Source organism: Pseudomonas sp. NPDC088444, from assembly GCF_044900175.1.
GTDB lineage: Bacteria > Pseudomonadota > Gammaproteobacteria > Pseudomonadales > Pseudomonadaceae > Aquipseudomonas.
The window spans coordinates 155,979-173,222 of the sequence record NZ_JBJDNK010000003.1; the positions used below are offsets into that span (position 1 = coordinate 155,979).

Here is a 17,244-nt window from a genome sequence, read left to right on the forward strand (position 1 = left end):
AGACAGAGAGGCTTGTTTCAACGAATCGCGACGCCCAGGCTGGCGTTGTGGTGCAGCAACATGAAGTCTTTGCCGGTGTTGAGGTTCTTCACGTAATACCACTTGGCGCCAAACACGTTCTTGGCCACAGTGGATGACCAGTAATTGCCATTGCCCATTGGCCAGCGATTGCCGTAGGTGTTGTAGATTTCGATCAACTCGTGAATGGTCGGTACGCGGCTGTTGGCTTGTGCTGCGGCTGCCGAAACCTGTGCCAGGTTGCCAGAGCCCACGCCCACGCAATGGATGACCCCGCTGACTGCCACGGTGTAGCCCTTGTTCTCGCCCGACGCATCGGTGACCGTGATGGTGGTCGAGCCGTTGCCGCGAACAGACGTCAACCCGTCCTTATCCACCACCGCCACCGCCGGGTTGCTGCTGGTGTAGGTATAGGGCGGGCGGCCCCCGCTCGGGGTGCGCTTGACCGTCGTACCGTTTGGAAACGTCGGAAGCACATCAGGCTTGCCCGGAATCAGGTACACCTTGCCCGCCAGGGCTACGGGCGAGGTGTCCAGTTTCATCTCCTCGCGGACTGTCAGGTCCAGACGATGAGACTCCGTTTCAGCTCCGTTGCGACTGACCAGATACGACACCTTCGCCGTACCGCCCTCGGCGTCCACGATGTAGGATTTTGGAATGCTGAACTTCAGGTGCGTGCTGTCACCGACCGTCTGGGCTGGGCCATTGAATGTGGTCTTACCCACCCAGCGCACTCTTACCACATCCGTCGGCACCATACCGCGATAGCTCGCACGGGCGATCGCCTCCGGACCGGTGATCAGCGAAGGCCGCAGCACCCCGTCCGGCCCGACGGTATCCACCGTCGGCGCAGGCAGGTCCAGCGCCGCACTCAGAATCTTCACCGTCACCGTGTCAGAATCCTGCACCACGCCGCTGCGCCGCGTGACTCTGTACGACACCTCGACGGTCTGTCCATCGTTGACCGACACCAGCGCACTGGCGAACACCAGCGAAACCGACTGCTCCGCCTGACTCGCGCTCACCACAAGTTCCTTCGTGTCAGCGCCTTTCGGTCCATTCCAGCGCACCACTACTTTCTCGCCTTCGCGCAGATGCGCCGTGGCATCGATCACCACCGTGGCGCCTTGCGTGGCGTTGGCCGGGTCGAGGATGCCGTTTTGGGCTTCTTTCAGGGTGGGGAGGGGGAGGGGCGTGATCTGATCGTGGCTGACCGGGACGAGCAGCGAAAGAGAGGTGAAGAACGCCCGTCCAAATGTGTTGACCGTGTAATACACCTCCACCGAGCCTCCAGCCAGCACACTGACCTTATCGTCCGGAATGACGAAGTCGATTGTGCTCCCCACATCGCCGCGTGCCACGGATTTAAGTTCGTCGTACATGACATTGGCGCCGCTGGCGGTTTTGCCCATCCAATAGAGGTGCACATCGTTGCCTTCGGACATGAAATAGTAGGGCGGTACCTCGGCGCGAACGTTGCGAGAGGTTGGATCGAGCACACCGTCGTTCTGTTCGGCAACCGGTACACGGGGCAGCGGAAGCTCCATGGTCTGGCCAACGATTTTCAGTGGCAGGCTTTTGGAACTCAGGGTATTGCCTGATGGTTTAGTGACTCGATACTTCAGTCGCGCCCGACCTTGAGTCAAAGGCTGGAACTGAAGATTGGGAACTTGAAACTCGTGAAAGCTGCTTTGATCGCTGACGGTTTTGCTGGATGTGTAGGGGGCCAGTGGGAGGCCTTCGGCGGTGCTGCGCTCCATCAACAGCGTCAATTCGTCTCCGCGCTGAATGTCAGGATGGGCAATGACCAGCACCTGTACATCCGCGCCCGCCAGATGATCAAGATCCAGTTCCATGCCAGGTGCTTGCGGGGTAACCGGCGCTGGCAGTGTCGAATTTCCTGCTTCCACTTCGACGTAGGTCGGCAGGGACCACCGCGACCAATTGTTCACAACGTCGCGGACTTCATAGCGGACTTCCAGCATGTCCGAGTCACCTGCCCGCTCGATGATGTCTTTGCTGATCGGAATAATCAGCGGCTGGCCAACCTGTTGTTGATCGCTGATCTCACTACGAATGAGTTCGCCATGCCAGGACAAGGTGATCTTGTCGCCTAAGAACATGTTCATGTAGGCAGCGATCGTCACGGTGACGCCCTCCGGTGAGGTGATGACCCCTTCCGGCATGACGATCGGGAGGGCCAGGCGTTCGTTTTCCCATGGGGTCGCTGGGTTGGTGTCGGTGCCACCAGGCAGGGTCAGTTTCACGGGCACCGTGGTCGGGGCTGACTGGTTTTTCTGCCCGCCGATCGGTTTGGTGATTTCATACCAGAGCGTGATTTGCGGTGTCTTGATGAACTTTTGGTCCAGTGGCAGCACGACAAAGTTGAATGTACCTGGGGTCAAGTCTTCCCGCTTCACCGTATAGGTGAACGCTAATTCGTCGTCGCAATGAAGGTCGATCAGATCGCCCTCAGCGATTTCAAGGTACGGTCCGACCCTGACGGACAAGGCAACATGGGGATCCAGCGTATCGGCGTAACCGATACCGCTGGGGTCGTGCAGATTCTGCATGGCAGGTGCGGGCAGCAGGGCGTGGGTTGCAATGTTCATAAGGTGAGTTGTCCATTCTCTGTTTGTTGGAAGGCGAGCCCGCAGGCTCGCCAGGTGGTGCTGATCAGCAGCCTTGACCGGGAATGGCCATGGTGATGATCACTTGGGTGACAGGGGAATTGACCATCAGGCCGTCCGGCCCCTGCACCCGGTAAAAGGCCTCGCCGCGCCCTTCGCAAATCAGGCTCAGTTGATGGGCGGAAACCCGGAAGTTGTAGCCTTGTACCTGCTCGAACTCATCCAGCACGTGCGTGAGTTCAACGCTGGCGCCGGGCACGGGGGTGTCTCCGTTGGCGCGGTTGTAGCCATGGAACACCACGCTCACGCGGGGGTATTTGTCGGCGTTGATATACGGTGCGATGAAAATTGGCGTCCCGTCAGGGCTGTTCACCGGGCTGATCGCATTGTTTTCGTTGGCGTTGGTGAACACCGGCCCTTTCAGCCCGTCAGGGCCGCCTGGCAAGTCGCCTTGAGAGCGTACGACGACTGCCTGAGCGGCAGAGCGCGACGTGTTCGGGTTCCCGGCATGGGTGACGGTGTAATACACGCGGATTGCATCACCCGTACCTTCTGCTGCCATCAGCGCATTCGGGATGGTCAGCGGCAGATCGCGACCCACATCGGAAGAGCGCAAGGTGTAAGTCACAGGTGTCGCTTGAGAACCCCAGTACAGGCTGATCTTGTCGCTGATCGCGAATTCGTCTTTCCAGCCGATGATCGCGTTGGCTTCAAGCAGGAAGTCGTCTTCGTCGATGACGTTGTCTTCGTTGTTCGGGTTGTCGCTGGTGCCACGGATGATCGGCAAATCCAGCGCCTCGTTTTCAGGCGTCTCCGGATCCGGGTCTTGAGGGCCTGGCAAGGTCAGGTTGACGTTGACCGTCAGTGACTGCGACGTGCCGACCAAAATCCCGTTGCGGCGAACTTCGTAACGAAGATCGGCGTCCCCATCCCCCGAGAGCGCAATGTGCGCATAAGGGACGTTGAACGCGAACATCGGGTCCTGATTATCGTCCCCGGGTTGCACAGTGGTTTCCGGCAGCGGGTTGGCGCCCCAAAACAGGGTGATTCGGTCGCCTTCCTGAGCATTCGGGTACTTTGGAATGTCGACGGCGACCGTGGCGCGGGCATCAGTATCGTCCACGACGCCGTCATCGGCCTGGTGGCACAACGGTGCCGGGTAGTCGTGCGGGATTTCTTGCAGGAAAAGCTTGAAGGTTTTGGCCAGTGAATTGATCGACACGTTACCTGCGCGGTCGGTGACCACATAGAACGTCGGTTCCTCGACATCGCCCAGGCTCTCCAGAAACGCGCGGGTGAAGTCGATCATCACTTTGTCATCGTTGACTTCCGAGGCGGTGACCGTGTGCTCCGGACCGGCCACGTTACCCCAGTAAGTACGAATGCGGTCGCCCCAGGCCATGCCGGTGTAGCCCGGCACTTCCGTGGTGAGTACATCGCCCAGCGCGGTCAGCTCATCCGAGTTGAGCACACCGTCCTGGGTTTCACGGGGAAATACCATGGCCGCCAACAGGCTGCCACCGGGGGCGGTACGGTCGACGATCAACGGGATTTCCGGCGAAAAGGCGACTTGGCCGCCGACTTTGTTGATTGCCGCGTAACCTGCGTTGTACAGACCGTCATTGGCCAGCAGCGTGGCGGGAATATCGAGGGTCAGGGCATCACCGGGTTGTTCAGTGGTGATGGTTTTTTCCTCACCGACGCGCTCCCCATTCCAGGTCAATTGATAGGAGTGGCCGGTCACGGCCTCCGCCCAGACCACGAAGTCCATGATCACGGGTTGTTGCAGATCTTCAAGGGTCAGCAAGCCATCGACAGGGTCTGCCAGGGCCACATTTGGCTGAGGCAATGCCCGAATGGCGTGGCGGGTAATCAAAGGGGGTTGTTGTGAGTTACACATGGTTATTCTCCATTTAAAAGGCAGCCGGGATCCTTGTCTGAAAATGACTGCCGATTCGTTTCAATAAAATCCGACGACAGAAGTTGCCGAGCGGGTTACTGCATTACGTTAATCTCTGTGCAAAACGGAACATGTCTGTAAGAGATAAAATTCAAGTAATCGTGGTTTGGTGTGGGTGTCAATATTTATTTATAGCGTTTTGCGTTTTTTAACGGCAAGGTGAAGGGGTGGTGCGCAGGTCAATATAAACATCAGACTCTAATGACCAGGCAACGCCATAATCATTCTTGACACAGTATTTGGCTTCCGCACGCCCGACTGACATATCCATAAACAGTGTCTTGGGAATGGTAAATACAATGTCGCCGATCAATTGTGGCTCATCCAGTGTTAACCAAGTGTTTAATGTGGCCGTTTCGATGGGGTGCCCATCGACACGCGCATCGAATCCGTTTAATACCAACTGAATACGGTCACCTGCTCGCATGTTTCGGTAGGGCCTTATCTTGAGTGACGTCCCTTCGTTAATAACAGCCGAGCGCAATGTCTGGGTGGTATCGGCATCCACGAAGAGTGCACCCTGTAATCCGCATTCACCGCCGGGCAATAATGCCTTGCTCACCACTTGAACCCGTTGAGTTGGGGAGTGTGAGGTATTGGGGTTGTCATGGCGTGTCACCGTGTAATGCACGGGAATGCTGCGGCCGACACCTTCGGCGGCGATGATCGTGTTGGGCACACAGATCACCAGATCGGCCGCTGCATCGATATCGTTCTGATCGAGGGTGCGCAGCACCGCTGTCGGCCATGACCCCCAATACAGATGGATGTGATCGCAGGCCTTGAAACCGCTTTGCCATGGAATGATCACGTCGGCGTTGAGCAGGTAGTCGTTTTCGTTGAGCTGATTCAGCGTCTGGCTGAACTCGCTCTTGCCGCGAACCTGCGGCGCCGCCAATTGCTCGTTGACCCAGGTCGCAGGCGCCGGATCCTGTGGGCCGGGCAGGGCGACGAACACATTGACGACCCGGGCCGGGGACACGGCCCGGGATTCGCCTTCACGATGCACCTCGTACACGATGGTCGCGGCACCGTCACCGGCAGCGAGCAGGGTGGCGAACGAGACGTGAATGGTCAGCAAAATGTCCTGTTGCGTGGCCGCTTCGCTCAGCACCTGACCGGGCAAGGCCAGTCCGCCCCAACTCAGCACGATGACATCACCGGCTTGCGCATTGCCGTAATGGGGAATCTGCACCTCCACCCCATGGCGCGCATCGTCGTGGTCGATCATCCCGTCCGACGCCTTCGGGATGATGGGGGCCAGCAGATCTTGCGGATAGTTACGCAGTTGCAGCCGCAGCAGCGCCGGTTCGGAGACTTTCGACACGTTACCGGCGCGGTCGGTGACGGTGTACGTCACTGGAATGTCGCCGTCTTTCAACTGCTCAAGAAAGCTGCGTTCGAAGGTAAACGTGATGCCGCTGCTGCCCACTTCTTCGGCGGAAAGGGTGCGTTCCGGCCCTGGCTGGTCGCCCCAATAGGTGCGCACGACATCGCCCCATTTGGCGTCGAAGTAGGCCGGGAGCAGAGCGGTCAGGACATTGTTTGCGGAAGATAGCGAGTCTTCCGTCAGGGGTAATTGGGAGGGATTGATAATGAGTGGGGCGAGCAGGTCTCCACCGGGTGGCGTGCGATCTACGATAAGTGGTACTTCGTGGGAAAAAGCGACTTGGCCTCCCAGACCATTGATGGCGGCATAACCTATTCGGTAGTTTCCATCTTCATTTAAGAGTTTGGCTGGAATGTCCAGGGATAGAGAGGTGCCTGGCTTTTCAATGGTTATATATGTTTCCTCTCCGACCCGTACGCCATGCCAAGTTAACTGATACGAGTGTCCAGGCGCTATTTCTCCCCATGCGGAAAAGTGCAAAGTAACAGGATGGTCCAGTTTTTCACGAGTCAACAATCCATCTATGGGGTCCGCTTGCGGAATGGACGCTTCGGGCAGACCGCGTTTTTGTCTTGAAGGTACTTCTTCGTTGGTTGTGATCTTTGTCATGGTCGTTTCTTTATTGTTTGAGAATTTCAGTTTTTGCAGTGCACATGTGTCCTCAGATGCTGCTTGAGGTGACCTGTGCCGGATGCCGTTAGGTACGGAAGTCAGCAACCGGTAACGCATATTTATAGGGTTCGTAGGCAGTTTTCTATAGGGTTTTTAATGTTAAGAAACGTCCTACATTTGTTTCGGATCACCTGATGAGTTTTGTAGGCCGAAGAAAGGTCTGTAGGACATGGATGGCGCGGATTTGAGTGCCCGATAGCCTGCCCCGCATCCATTTGCCTCCGATAGATCGATCGCGGATCGCCATCCTGCCCGCTCATTTTCGGGAGGGTGTTGAGTGTGAGAAAGCGCGGTAGAAAACAATGTGGAACAGGCATCCATTGGCCAATCGTTGGCGTAGTGTGCGGGCTGTCGGTGGCAGGTCACGGGGTCGCAGAGGAGCACTTGGCATCGGCGCGACTCGGCCCGAATCCAGTCATCGTGGAGGGTGAAGCGACTGTGGATGAGTCGACCGGATTTGACTATGTGCTGCGGGGCGCTAGCGCGAATTTGAACCTGCTGTCTGAAGCGGTGGTTAACAGTGTGAGAATGACCATGCAGGGGGGAAGTCTTCATGTCTTGGGCGGAACCGTCATGCAAGAGGCTGATCGTTTGGCAGGGGAGGCAGCGGTCGATATCCAAGGAGGGCGACTGGAGGTGCAGGGTGCGACGGTCGCGAGCGCTATAAAGCCGGGAATCAATGTGTCCAACTCTGGTGGTGTGCAAAGCGTCGCCAAAGTGCGGGACAGCCTGGTCATAGGGCTGGATTATGGGATGAGGGTGCGTGTTAGCGATGCGGTGCTCAGTGGAAGCCATGTTATTGGTTCGGTCGGAGCGACTGGCTCTGGCATTGGTTTGCAGGCCGCTTCCGCAACCGTGCGTGTTGAGAAAAACTCTGTCGTTGAAGGTGAGCAGATCGGAATGGAGGTGATATCCGGAGGACTCCAGGCGGGTGGCGGTCCTCTGGCCGGCCCCAGCGACATCGTGATCGACGACTCTCTCGTTGAAGGCCACTCCGGTCCCGCCATTGTGGTGAGGTACGGCGAAAAGCTTACTCCCAAAGCCACCATCACCCTGCAAAACAACGCCGAGTTGCTCGCGGGCAACGGCAATCTGGTCGAGGTCCATGACACCGGCGAACTCAAGCTGATCGTCGACGACAGCCGCCTCAAGGGCAATCTGCTCGCCGATGCGGGCGCCAGCCTCGACGTGGTGCTGCAAAACGACGCGCGGCTGACCGGCAACGTGCAGAACCTCAAGAGCCTGGTCATCAATTCCGATGCGCGCTGGCGCATGTTGGGTGACAACAGCCTGCCGACCTTGCAACTCGGGGCCGGTCGGGTGAGTTTCCGAGGGGAAGGGTTCAACACCCTGACCGTGGGCGAGCTGTCCGGGCGGGGTGTGTTCGACATGCGCATCAATCTGGACAACGCTACCGGTGACCTGCTGAACGTCACGGGCCAGGCTTCGGGCTTTCACCATGTGAACGTGGCTAATACCGGTGTCGAGGTGGTTCCGGCAGAGTTCGATGCGCTTCGTCTGATTCACACCGAAGGCGGCAACGCAGTGTTCGAACTCGCGGGGTACAACAACCGCGTCGACCTCGGCGCCTATTCCTACGCGCTGGAACAACAAGGCACCGACTGGTTCATCGTCGGCGCTGGTAAGACCATCAGCCCCTCCACCCAGAGTGCGCTTGCGCTGTTCAATGTGGGGCCGACGATCTGGAACAGTGAGTTGACCACCTTGCGCAGTCGCATGGGCGAGGTCCGGGGGCGTGAGGAGGGCGGTGGCTGGATGCGCAGTTATGGCAGCCGCTTCAACGCCTCGCTGGACTCGGGGGTGAGTTATCAGCAGAAGCAGCGCGGGTTGTCGTTCGGTGCCGATGCGCCGGTGCCGGTCAGTGACGGGCATCTGCTGGTGGGGGTGATGGGCGGTTACAGCACGTCTGATCTGGACATGGGGCGCGGCTCCTCGGGTGAGGTGGACAGCTACTATCTGGGCGCCTATGGCACCTGGCTGTCGGACGACGGGTATTACCTGGATGGCGTGTTGAAAGTGAACCAGTTTCACAATCAGTCGAAGGTGGCGATGAGTGATGGCGCCAAGGCCAAGGGCGACTACAGCAACAAGGCCGTCGGCGGGTCGGTGGAATTCGGCAAGCATATCAAGCTGCCGGATGACTATTTCGTGGAGCCGTTCGCGCAGGTGTCGAGTGTGTGGGTCGATGGCAACAGCTACACGCTGGACAACGGCCTGAAGGCGAAGAGCAACCAGACGCAGTCGGTGCTGGGCAAGGTCGGCGCGACCCTGGGGCGGCAGTTCGCGCTCAAGGACGGTGGCGTGGTTCAGCCCTATGTGCGTGTGGCGGCGGCCCATGAGTTTTCCCGTGGCAACGATGTCAGTGTCAACGGCCAGCGTTTTGACAGTGATGTGTTCGGCTCCCGGGCAGAACTCGGGGCGGGTCTGTCAGTGTCGCTGTCCGAGCGCCTGCAGGTGCATGCCGACTTCGATTACATGAAAGGCGAGCACGTCGAGCAGCCGTGGGGTGCGAACCTGGGTGTTCGTCTGGCGTTCTGATCGTGTGATCTGACGCTGTGTTGAAAAGCCCTGGCCAAGTAAGTTGGCCGGGGCTTTTCACTGCCTGTCATTCCACCCGATCAGAAAACCGGTATCACGATCGGACAGTGTCCGTTTTACGGTTACAGCCGACGTCGACGAATGGCTCGCCCGCGGTTGGACCATTTGGGCCGGGTTTTACTGCCGCGCACCATGATGATCAGGGTCTCGGAGACGCCCACCAGACGAGCGCGGCGTACCACTTCATAGCGCACCGCGATTTTGCCCGTCTCGTACTTGGCCAGACGGTCCAGGCAGACATACTGGGTCAGGCGCGGCCCGTCACGCTCTTCAGGCACAGTGAGGACCGTGCAGAAACAATTGGACCCCCAGCGCATTTTCAAATAATCCCCCGTCCAGATCCTGGCAGAGCGGGGCACGTTGACGTAAACCCCGGCGATGAGTTCCTCCTGGGTCAGAACGCCGGATTCATGCCCGTCGAGATAGGGCGCAGCCAGCGTCGGGTTCGCGGCCTTGAGCTCTTCGTCCAGATGCGCGGCGATGTCCAGAATGTTGCTCAGACCGGGCGAGTATTCGGCGGGAATCTGCTCGCGCGTCGAGCACGTGGTGCGACCGGCTTGGAATTCCTCATAATGCGGAACAGACCATTCCTTCTGGTCTGAATCGTCCTGTTCATGACTATTATCCATTACTTTATTTTCCGTTGATTCCGGAGGGCTTTCCGACTTGTTTTTCTGCGGATGAGCGGATGGCGGGATGTCCTTTTCGTCTTCCATGGAAGCTCCTGGGTCATAATGGGGGCGGTAATGTTTAAAGCGAGTTGAGCGGTGGCAGACCAAGTTGTAGGAATGGCCGTTCAAGTTGCATATGGTTGATTTGAAAATCCTGGCTGTCAATCATGACGCTTGCAAAGGTATGTGTGACGATTAGGAGGGAACTATTGCACTTGATGTTTTCGAGAATTTATGGCGTTCGAGTGTTTTGGGGTGTTTTTCCTTGAGGATTGTTCCGTGTTGGCGATGAAAAAAATATTTCAATAAAGAGCGATACCAAATGAATGTAGGAAAAAAGGAAATAAGCGCTGAAAATCAACAGCAAATAATTCGATATTTACAAAGTTTGGATCAGTCTCCCATGCATGTGCATGGGAGACTGTGGTTCAGACATTCAATTGAATGGCGTGTCGGACGATCACAATGCCAATGACATTACCAGTGACACAGATTGCATCGACTCATTGCCGGCACGGTCGGTCACGGTGTAGGACATGGAGACGTTGTCGGTGCCGAGGTCTTGCAGCGCCGCGCGATCAAAGATGATCTCGATGGGCTGCACGGTCAGTTCGTTCGGCTGGACGACATGACGCGGGCCGGGGACGCCGTTGCAGCGGGTCTGGATCGTGTCGCCAGCCTCCATGCCTGCGTAGCCTGGAAGCACGCCCAGGAGGTAATTGCCAAAAGTGGCGTCCGGGAAGATCATCGGAGCGAGGAGGCTGGCGCCGGGTGGGGTGCGGTCGACCTTGAGTGAAATCGGAGGAGAGAAGTCTTCTACGAGGGTATTAGGGCTGTAGGTTCGGTATTCCAGGCGGTACGTACCCTCATCGCGCAAATGTTCACTCATCAGGTTCAGTGTCAGGATGTCCCCCGGCTTGTCATTATCAGTAATAACGCGTTCGTCAGTAACGGAAACACCGTCCAGGTCCAGACGGACAGTGTATCCGGTCTCTGCGGCAGGCCAGACTTCCACCTCCACTGAAATAGGCGATTGCAGATCAGTTACCCTCAACAGTCCGTCTGAATAGGCCACTGGAACCACCGGACGCGCCAACGGAACGGGGAGCTTGATATTCATATCATTCATACATTTCTCCATGAGACACAGTCCTTCACATCGGGTGAAAGCATCTGTGTCCGAGTGATCAGTTGATTAGATCAACGAAAACACCTGCGTGGTGTTATTTATTTATCGCTGTCTGAGACTCAACTAATAGTGATTGCGCTCTCCTGTCAATCCGACACTCCGCATAAAACGGCTAAAAAATACCGAATATAATAAACTTCAGAAACGTCCTACTTTTTTCGGTAATAAAAAACCCCGACAGTTTCCGGTCGGGGCTTTTGGGTGAATAGTGTGCGTCAGCGATTAAACCGTTCCACCAGCGAGTACTGGCTGTGGGCCGTGTTGGTGAGTTCGGCGCTGAGGCTGGCAGAGCGGCGGGCTTCGTCGGATGTCTGGTCGGCCAGTTGGGCGATGGTGCTGATGTTGCGGCTGACCTCCTCGGCGACCGAGCTTTGCTCTTCGGTGGCGGCGGCGATTTGTGTGGTCATGTCGGTAATGTTGGCCACCGCATCGCTGATGCCCACCAATGCCTTGTCGGCTTCCATGACTTGTTCAACGCCTTCCTCGGCCTGACGGCGGCCGGTTTCCATGGTCTGCACGGCGTTGTTGGCGGTGCTTTGCAGTTTGGCGATGAGCGAGTGAATCTGCCCGGTGGATTCGGTGGTGCGCTGTGCCAGTTGGCGCACTTCGTCGGCCACGACGGCAAAACCACGGCCCATCTCGCCTGCGCGAGCGGCCTCGATGGCGGCGTTGAGGGCCAGCAGGTTGGTCTGGTCGGCGATGCCTTTGATCACGTCCACCACGCCGCCAATCTCATCGCTGTCCTTGGCCAGTTGGGTGACGGTCAGGCCGGTTTCACCCACCGAGGCGGACAGGCGCTGAATGGCTTCACGGGTTTCGCTGGCGATGTCACGGCCACGGCGGGTCAGTTCGTTGGCCTGTTGCGTGGCATCGGCAGTGCGTTGCACGTGGCTGGCGACTTCCTGTGTGGTCGAGGCCATCTGGTTGATGGCGGTGGCGACCTGCTCGGTTTCCACCCGCTGGCGTTCCAGGCCGCTGGAGCTGGCTTGTGCCAGGCTGTCGGACTGCTGCGCTTGTGCATTCAGATGTTCGGCGGTGTCCTGCAGACGGGTGAGGCAGGTTTTCAGGCGCGCTTCCTGGCTGAGAATCGACATTTCCAGACGCGCCTGGGCGCCACGGCTGTCGGTGTACATTTGGGCGATCAGCGGATCGGACGTGGTCTGTTCGGCCAGGCGCAGCAGGCGTTTGATGCCCCGCTGCTGCCAGCTCAGGCCGAGCAAGCCCAGCGGCACGGACAAGGCCGCCGCCAGCGCAAAGCCCCAGTAGGAGTTCAGCCACACGCCGATCAGGAAACTCAACTGGCTGACGAGGATGAACGGTAGCCAGTCCTGCAGCACCGGCAGCCATTTGTCGCGGTTCGGCACGGCGGACTTGCCGCTGTTCAGGCGCTGATACAGCGCTTCGGCGCGACGGACCTGTTCAGCGGTGGGTTTGATCCGCACCGATTCGAAACCGACGACCTGCTGTTTGTCGAAGATCGGCGTGACGTAGGCGTTGACCCAGTAATGATCGCCGTTCTTGCAACGGTTCTTGACGATGCCCATCCACGGCAAGCCCTGCTTGAGCGTGCTCCACATGTGTTCGAACACGGCGGACGGAACATCCGGGTGGCGCACGGTGTTATGGGGCGCCTTGAGGAGTTCATCGTGGGAGAAACCACTGATTTCGACAAAGGCGTCGTTGCAGTAGGTGATCACGCCGCGCGCATCGGTGGTCGAGATCAACCGTTGCTGCGCCGGGAAGGTCCGTTCGCGTTGGGTGATGGGCTGGTTATTACGCATAAGCTGTTCAATCCGGGAAGGCTTTGAGGGGGTATCGGCGCGCTGGCCGCAAAATTAAGCATTTTGTGAACTGGATCATGGGACGCTTTGCCGCAGATCAATGCTCAGCGGTCGAACATCGGGTAAGTGAACAGGCTGAAATGCACGAAATTGAGTCCGAAGTGGGTCGCTACGGCGGCCGGGAGTCCACCGAAGCGCCAGGCGATGCCATAGCCGATACCCGCCAGGCCTGCCAACGCCATCCACTGCCACCCCCCGCCGAGATGGGCCAGACCGAACAGAAACGAAGCGATGAACAGGGCGAGCGTCTGGTGATGGGGCACGCGCTGGAGCAGGCGTGTGAGCCCGCCTTGCAGGTAGCCGCGAAACAGCAGTTCTTCGGTCAGCGCGACCAGTAGCAGATTGTTGAGCGCCCAGATTCCGGTTTGCTCAGGCCATTTCGGCGCCCAGCCCACCAGGCCGAGGGTGACCGCTGTAGCAAGGCACACCGCCGTGGTCGAGGGAAGGGTCAGGCTGGCGGTGAGCAGTGATCGGCGCAGCGCCACGGCGGTGAATACCCAGGGACACGCCAGCACGATCCAGACGCCGATCAGCGGCTTGTCGAGGTTCAGGTACATTGAAAACGGTGCTGCTTCAGGGGTGAAGCGCACGGCACTGATGGCTCGGGCACTAAAAAAACCCGGCAACCAGTGGCTGGCGAGCCCGACCCCCAAGGCGATAAACAGTGCATGACCCAGAACGTGTATCGCTCGGTGTCGGAAGTGGCTGACGCAGATGCCGGCCATGATCAACAGGCCGAAGGTGATCACCACCGGAAGGCTCAATTGCCCGTATGACAGTGCGATGCAGTAACCGAATGCGAGCAGTGCCAAGGTGGCCCAGCGTAACGCCGACATGATGTCGTCCCTGTATGTCGGAAGAAGTCGGCGATTTTAACGTCGATTAAACGGATGCGCATGTCGGATCGGGATGAAAGTGTTCCGAAGATGGCGTTGGGATTTCGCAGACTGGTGTAGGGAATTTCTGAAGCATGGCGGCGCGAAGTTCTCGATGCGCTGGAGCCAAGATTCTGCCCGAAGTGCGTAGGAGTCCAGCCTGTTGACGATCTGCCGCGAGGCGACAGTAAACTCAACCAACCGGTATGCCAGACAGACTGTGCACACCGGTTTTACGACTGCTGCGCAGCCGATCGCGAGCAAGCTGCACTCCTACAGGAAACCGTGCAGGCCCCGGCATTTGGGCCGGGCAGGTCCCTTGTTGGGGCGAATTCATTCGCGATGCGGTGGCACAGGTGATGGAACGGTATTTCCCACGGGGGGGCGTTGGCGTCACCTCACGAAGCAATCAACTGCCGCAGCACGTAATGCAGAATCCCCCCGGCCTTGAAGTATTCCACTTCATTGAGGGTATCGATTCGGCACAACACCTCGACGTTTTCCTGCTGGCCGTTTTCCCGGGTGATCTGCAAGGTCAGGTTCATGCCCGGTTGCAAGGTTGCGCCGGTCAGGCCGGTGATGTTCAGCACTTCCTTGCCCGTCAGCGCCAGTGTCTTGCGGCTCTGGCCATTCTTGAACTGCAACGGCAACACACCCATGCCCACCAGATTGGAGCGGTGAATCCGCTCGAAGCTCTCGGCGATGACGGCTTTGACGCCCAGTAGGTTGGTGCCTTTTGCCGCCCAGTCACGGCTGGAACCTGTGCCATATTCCTGCCCGGCGATGATCACCAGCGGCGTGCCTTCCTGTTGATAGCGCATGGCCGCATCGTAGATCGGCAATTTTTCGTCACTTGGGACGTGCAGTGTGTAGCCGCCTTCTTCATTGCCCAGCATTTCGTTACGAATACGAATATTGGCGAAGGTGCCGCGCATCATGACTTCGTGGTTGCCGCGCCGTGAGCCATAGGAGTTGAAATCCTTCGGCTCCACGCCTTTGCTTCGCAGGTAACGGCCTGCGGGGCTGTCTGCTTTGATGTTGCCCGCCGGGGAAATGTGGTCAGTGGTCACCGAATCCCCCAGAATCGCCAGTACACGCGCCTTCTGTACATCGGCGATCACCGGCAGCGGGCCTGCCACATCGTCGAAGAACGGCGGGTGCTGAATGTAGGTCGAATCTTCCTGCCAGACGTAGGTGGCAGCCTGCGGCACTTCAATTGCCTGCCATTGCTCGTCTCCGGCAAAGACTTCGGCGTACTCCTTATGGAACATGCCGGTGCTGACTTTCAATACGGCCTCGGCGATTTCCTGCTGCGTTGGCCAGATGTCACGCAGGTAAACCGGCTGGCCATCCTTGCCTTCACCCAGCGGCTCGCGGCTCAGATCGACGCGCACGCTTCCCGCCAGTGCGTAAGCCACGACCAGAGGAGGGGAGGCCAGCCAGTTGGTTTTCACCAGCGGGTGCACCCGGCCTTCGAAGTTGCGGTTGCCTGAGAGCACCGAGGCGACGGTCAGGTCCGATTGCTGAATGGCCTTTTCGATGGGGTCGCGCAGCGGGCCTGAGTTACCGATGCATGTCGTGCAGCCGTAACCCACCAGATCGAAGCCGAGCGTGTCGAGGTATTCGGTCAGTCCCGCCGCCTTATAGTAGTCGGTGACGACTTTGGAGCCGGGGGCCAGCGAGCTCTTCACCCACGGTTTGCGTTGCAGGCCTTTTTCCACGGCTTTCTTCGCCAGCAGGCCTGCTGCCATCATCACGCTAGGGTTGGAGGTGTTGGTGCATGAGGTGATTGCTGCGATCACCACCGCGCCATTTTTCAGGCGATAGCGATTGCCTTCGTATTCATACTCGGCCTCGCCGACCTGCTCGGCGTTGCCCACGGCGACGCCACCGCCGCCTTCGCTTTCCAGACGGCCCTCTTCATGCTTGCTCGGTTTGAGCGCCAGGCCGAGAAAGTCGCTGAATGCTTGCGATACGTCCGGCAGCGCCACGCGGTCCTGTGGGCGTTTGGGACCGGCAAGGCTGGCGACCACCGAACCCATGTCCAGCTCCAGTGCGTCGGTGAATACCGGCTCCTGACCGGGCAGACGCCACAGCCCTTGCGCCTTGGAATAGGCCTCGACCAGTTTCACGGTGTCATCCGGGCGCCCCGACAGGCGCAGGTAGTCGAGGGTCACATCATCCACGGGGAAGAAGCCGCAGGTCGCGCCGTATTCCGGAGCCATGTTGGCGATGGTGGCGCGGTCGGCCAGTGGCAGGTCGGCCAGGCCATCGCCATAGAACTCGACGAATTTACCCACCACGCCTTTCTTGCGCAGCATTTGCGTGACCGTCAGCACCAGGTCGGTGGCGGTGATGCCTTCTTTCAGTTTGCCGGTGAGCTTGAAGCCGATCACCTCGGGAATCAGCATCGACACGGGCTGGCCGAGCATCGCCGCTTCGGCCTCGATCCCGCCAACGCCCCAGCCCAATACACCAAGACCATTGATCATGGTGGTGTGGGAGTCGGTGCCGACCAGCGTGTCCGGGAAGGCGTAGGTACGGCCGTCTTCTTCTTTGGTCCACACCGTGCGGCCCAGGTATTCGAGGTTGACCTGGTGACAGATGCCGGTGCCCGGCGGCACCACGCTGAAATTGTCGAACGCACTCTGGCCCCAGCGCAGGAAGGCGTAGCGCTCGCCGTTGCGTTCCATTTCGATGTCGACGTTTTCGCTGAAGGCCTGCTGATCGCCGAATTTGTCCACCATCACCGAGTGGTCGATCACCAAATCCACGGGAGACAGCGGATTGATGCGCTGTGGATCGCCACCGGCCTTGGCCACGGCAGCGCGCATGGCGGCGAGGTCGACCACCGCAGGCACGCCAGTGAAGTCCTGCATCAGCACCCGGGCAGGGCGGTATTGAATTTCGCGGTCGGATTTGCGTTCGCTGAGCCAGGCGGCCAGGGAGTGAAAGTCTTCAGCGGTGACAGTCTGGTTGTCTTCCCAGCGCAGCAGGTTTTCCAGCAGCACTTTCAGGGACATGGGCAGCTTGTCCAGATCGCCCAGTGTCTTGGCCGCTTCGGGCAGGCTGAAGTAATGGTAGGTCTTGTGGCTGACGTCGAGTGTTTTGAGGCTTTTCAGGCTATCGAGGGAGGGCATGAACTAACTCCTTGACGAGTCCGCACGGTAGGGACGGACGTATCATACAAAACGGTAAGACGGTCGGTTTAAGCCCTCTGAATGGCGGCTTTTAAACGGTCATTGAATAGTACTGGACCTGTGGCCTGCGCCAGTGGTTCCTGATTCCGCTATCATGCGCGGCTTTCGTGTCGTTGAGATTTATCCTCAAGTATAGGTCGCGTCGGCAAAATGCCTGGTACGCCATGGAGACCACCCCC

The 17,244-nt window shown here is 58.5% G+C and carries 9 protein-coding genes; 1 reads left to right on the forward strand and 8 read right to left on the reverse strand.

Translation table 11 applies throughout. From position 1 onward, the window contains the following. Window positions 1-17: 17 nt before the first annotated feature. From ACI2KB_RS07735 to ACI2KB_RS07745, 3 genes are all read right to left on the reverse strand, one after another. Window positions 18-2,630, reverse strand: coding sequence for an Ig-like domain-containing protein (locus ACI2KB_RS07735; RefSeq protein ID WP_404633075.1), 2,613 nt, complete (start codon window positions 2,628-2,630; stop codon window positions 18-20). Window positions 2,631-2,694: 64 nt separating this feature from the next. Beyond that, entirely contained in the window at window positions 2,695-4,548 is a 1,854-nt protein-coding gene (locus ACI2KB_RS07740) for a hypothetical protein (protein ID WP_404633077.1), read from the reverse strand. Between the two features lie 208 nt (window positions 4,549-4,756). After that, window positions 4,757-6,607 carry a hypothetical protein gene (locus ACI2KB_RS07745; protein ID WP_404633079.1) on the reverse strand — a complete coding sequence of 617 codons (1,851 nt, stop codon included), beginning with the start codon at window positions 6,605-6,607 and terminating at the stop codon, window positions 4,757-4,759. A gap of 636 nt (window positions 6,608-7,243) precedes the next feature. On the opposite strand from ACI2KB_RS07745, the gene ACI2KB_RS07750 reads away from it, so the two are divergent. Continuing rightward, complete coding sequence (locus ACI2KB_RS07750) at window positions 7,244-9,229, forward strand: autotransporter outer membrane beta-barrel domain-containing protein (protein WP_404633081.1); 1,986 nt, start codon at window positions 7,244-7,246, stop codon at window positions 9,227-9,229. Between the two features lie 122 nt (window positions 9,230-9,351). Here the strand turns inward: ACI2KB_RS07750 and ACI2KB_RS07755 are convergent, their stop codons facing one another. The 5 genes from ACI2KB_RS07755 to acnA form a co-directional block, all read right to left on the reverse strand. Beyond that, complete coding sequence (locus tag ACI2KB_RS07755; RefSeq protein ID WP_404633083.1) at window positions 9,352-10,005, reverse strand: hypothetical protein; 654 nt, start codon at window positions 10,003-10,005, stop codon at window positions 9,352-9,354. A 415-nt stretch (window positions 10,006-10,420) separates the two neighbouring features. Further along, entirely contained in the window at window positions 10,421-11,089 is a 669-nt protein-coding gene (locus ACI2KB_RS07760) for a hypothetical protein (RefSeq protein WP_404633085.1), read from the reverse strand. A gap of 275 nt (window positions 11,090-11,364) precedes the next feature. After that, the gene (locus ACI2KB_RS07765) at window positions 11,365-12,930 is read right to left on the reverse strand and encodes a methyl-accepting chemotaxis protein (protein ID WP_404633087.1); all 1,566 of its coding nucleotides are present in this window, start codon (window positions 12,928-12,930) and stop codon (window positions 11,365-11,367) included. Window positions 12,931-13,034: 104 nt separating this feature from the next. After that, window positions 13,035-13,826 (reverse strand): CPBP family intramembrane glutamic endopeptidase, encoded by a 792-nt coding sequence (locus ACI2KB_RS07770; RefSeq protein WP_404633089.1) that lies wholly within the window; start codon window positions 13,824-13,826, stop codon window positions 13,035-13,037. A gap of 437 nt (window positions 13,827-14,263) precedes the next feature. Beyond that, a complete protein-coding gene (gene acnA, locus ACI2KB_RS07775) occupies window positions 14,264-17,005 on the reverse strand; it encodes an aconitate hydratase AcnA (RefSeq protein WP_404633091.1) in 2,742 nt (913 codons plus the stop codon). Between the last annotated feature and the right edge of the window lie 239 nt (window positions 17,006-17,244).

Bases quoted from the DNA above. Each gene is read 5' to 3' on its own strand.
- ACI2KB_RS07735 (WP_404633075.1), bottom strand. From the start codon at position 2,630: ATGAACATTGCAACCCACGCCCTGCTGCCCGCACCTGCCATGCAGAAT.
- ACI2KB_RS07740 (WP_404633077.1), bottom strand. From the start codon at position 4,548: ATGTGTAACTCACAACAACCCCCTTTGATTACCCGCCACGCCATTCGG.
- ACI2KB_RS07745 (WP_404633079.1), bottom strand. From the start codon at position 6,607: ATGACAAAGATCACAACCAACGAAGAAGTACCTTCAAGACAAAAACGC.
- ACI2KB_RS07750 (WP_404633081.1), top strand. From the start codon at position 7,244: ATGCAAGAGGCTGATCGTTTGGCAGGGGAGGCAGCGGTCGATATCCAA.
- ACI2KB_RS07755 (WP_404633083.1), bottom strand. From the start codon at position 10,005: ATGGAAGACGAAAAGGACATCCCGCCATCCGCTCATCCGCAGAAAAAC.
- ACI2KB_RS07760 (WP_404633085.1), bottom strand. From the start codon at position 11,089: ATGAATGATATGAATATCAAGCTCCCCGTTCCGTTGGCGCGTCCGGTG.
- ACI2KB_RS07765 (WP_404633087.1), bottom strand. From the start codon at position 12,930: ATGCGTAATAACCAGCCCATCACCCAACGCGAACGGACCTTCCCGGCG.
- ACI2KB_RS07770 (WP_404633089.1), bottom strand. From the start codon at position 13,826: ATGTCGGCGTTACGCTGGGCCACCTTGGCACTGCTCGCATTCGGTTAC.
- acnA (WP_404633091.1), bottom strand. From the start codon at position 17,005: ATGCCCTCCCTCGATAGCCTGAAAAGCCTCAAAACACTCGACGTCAGC.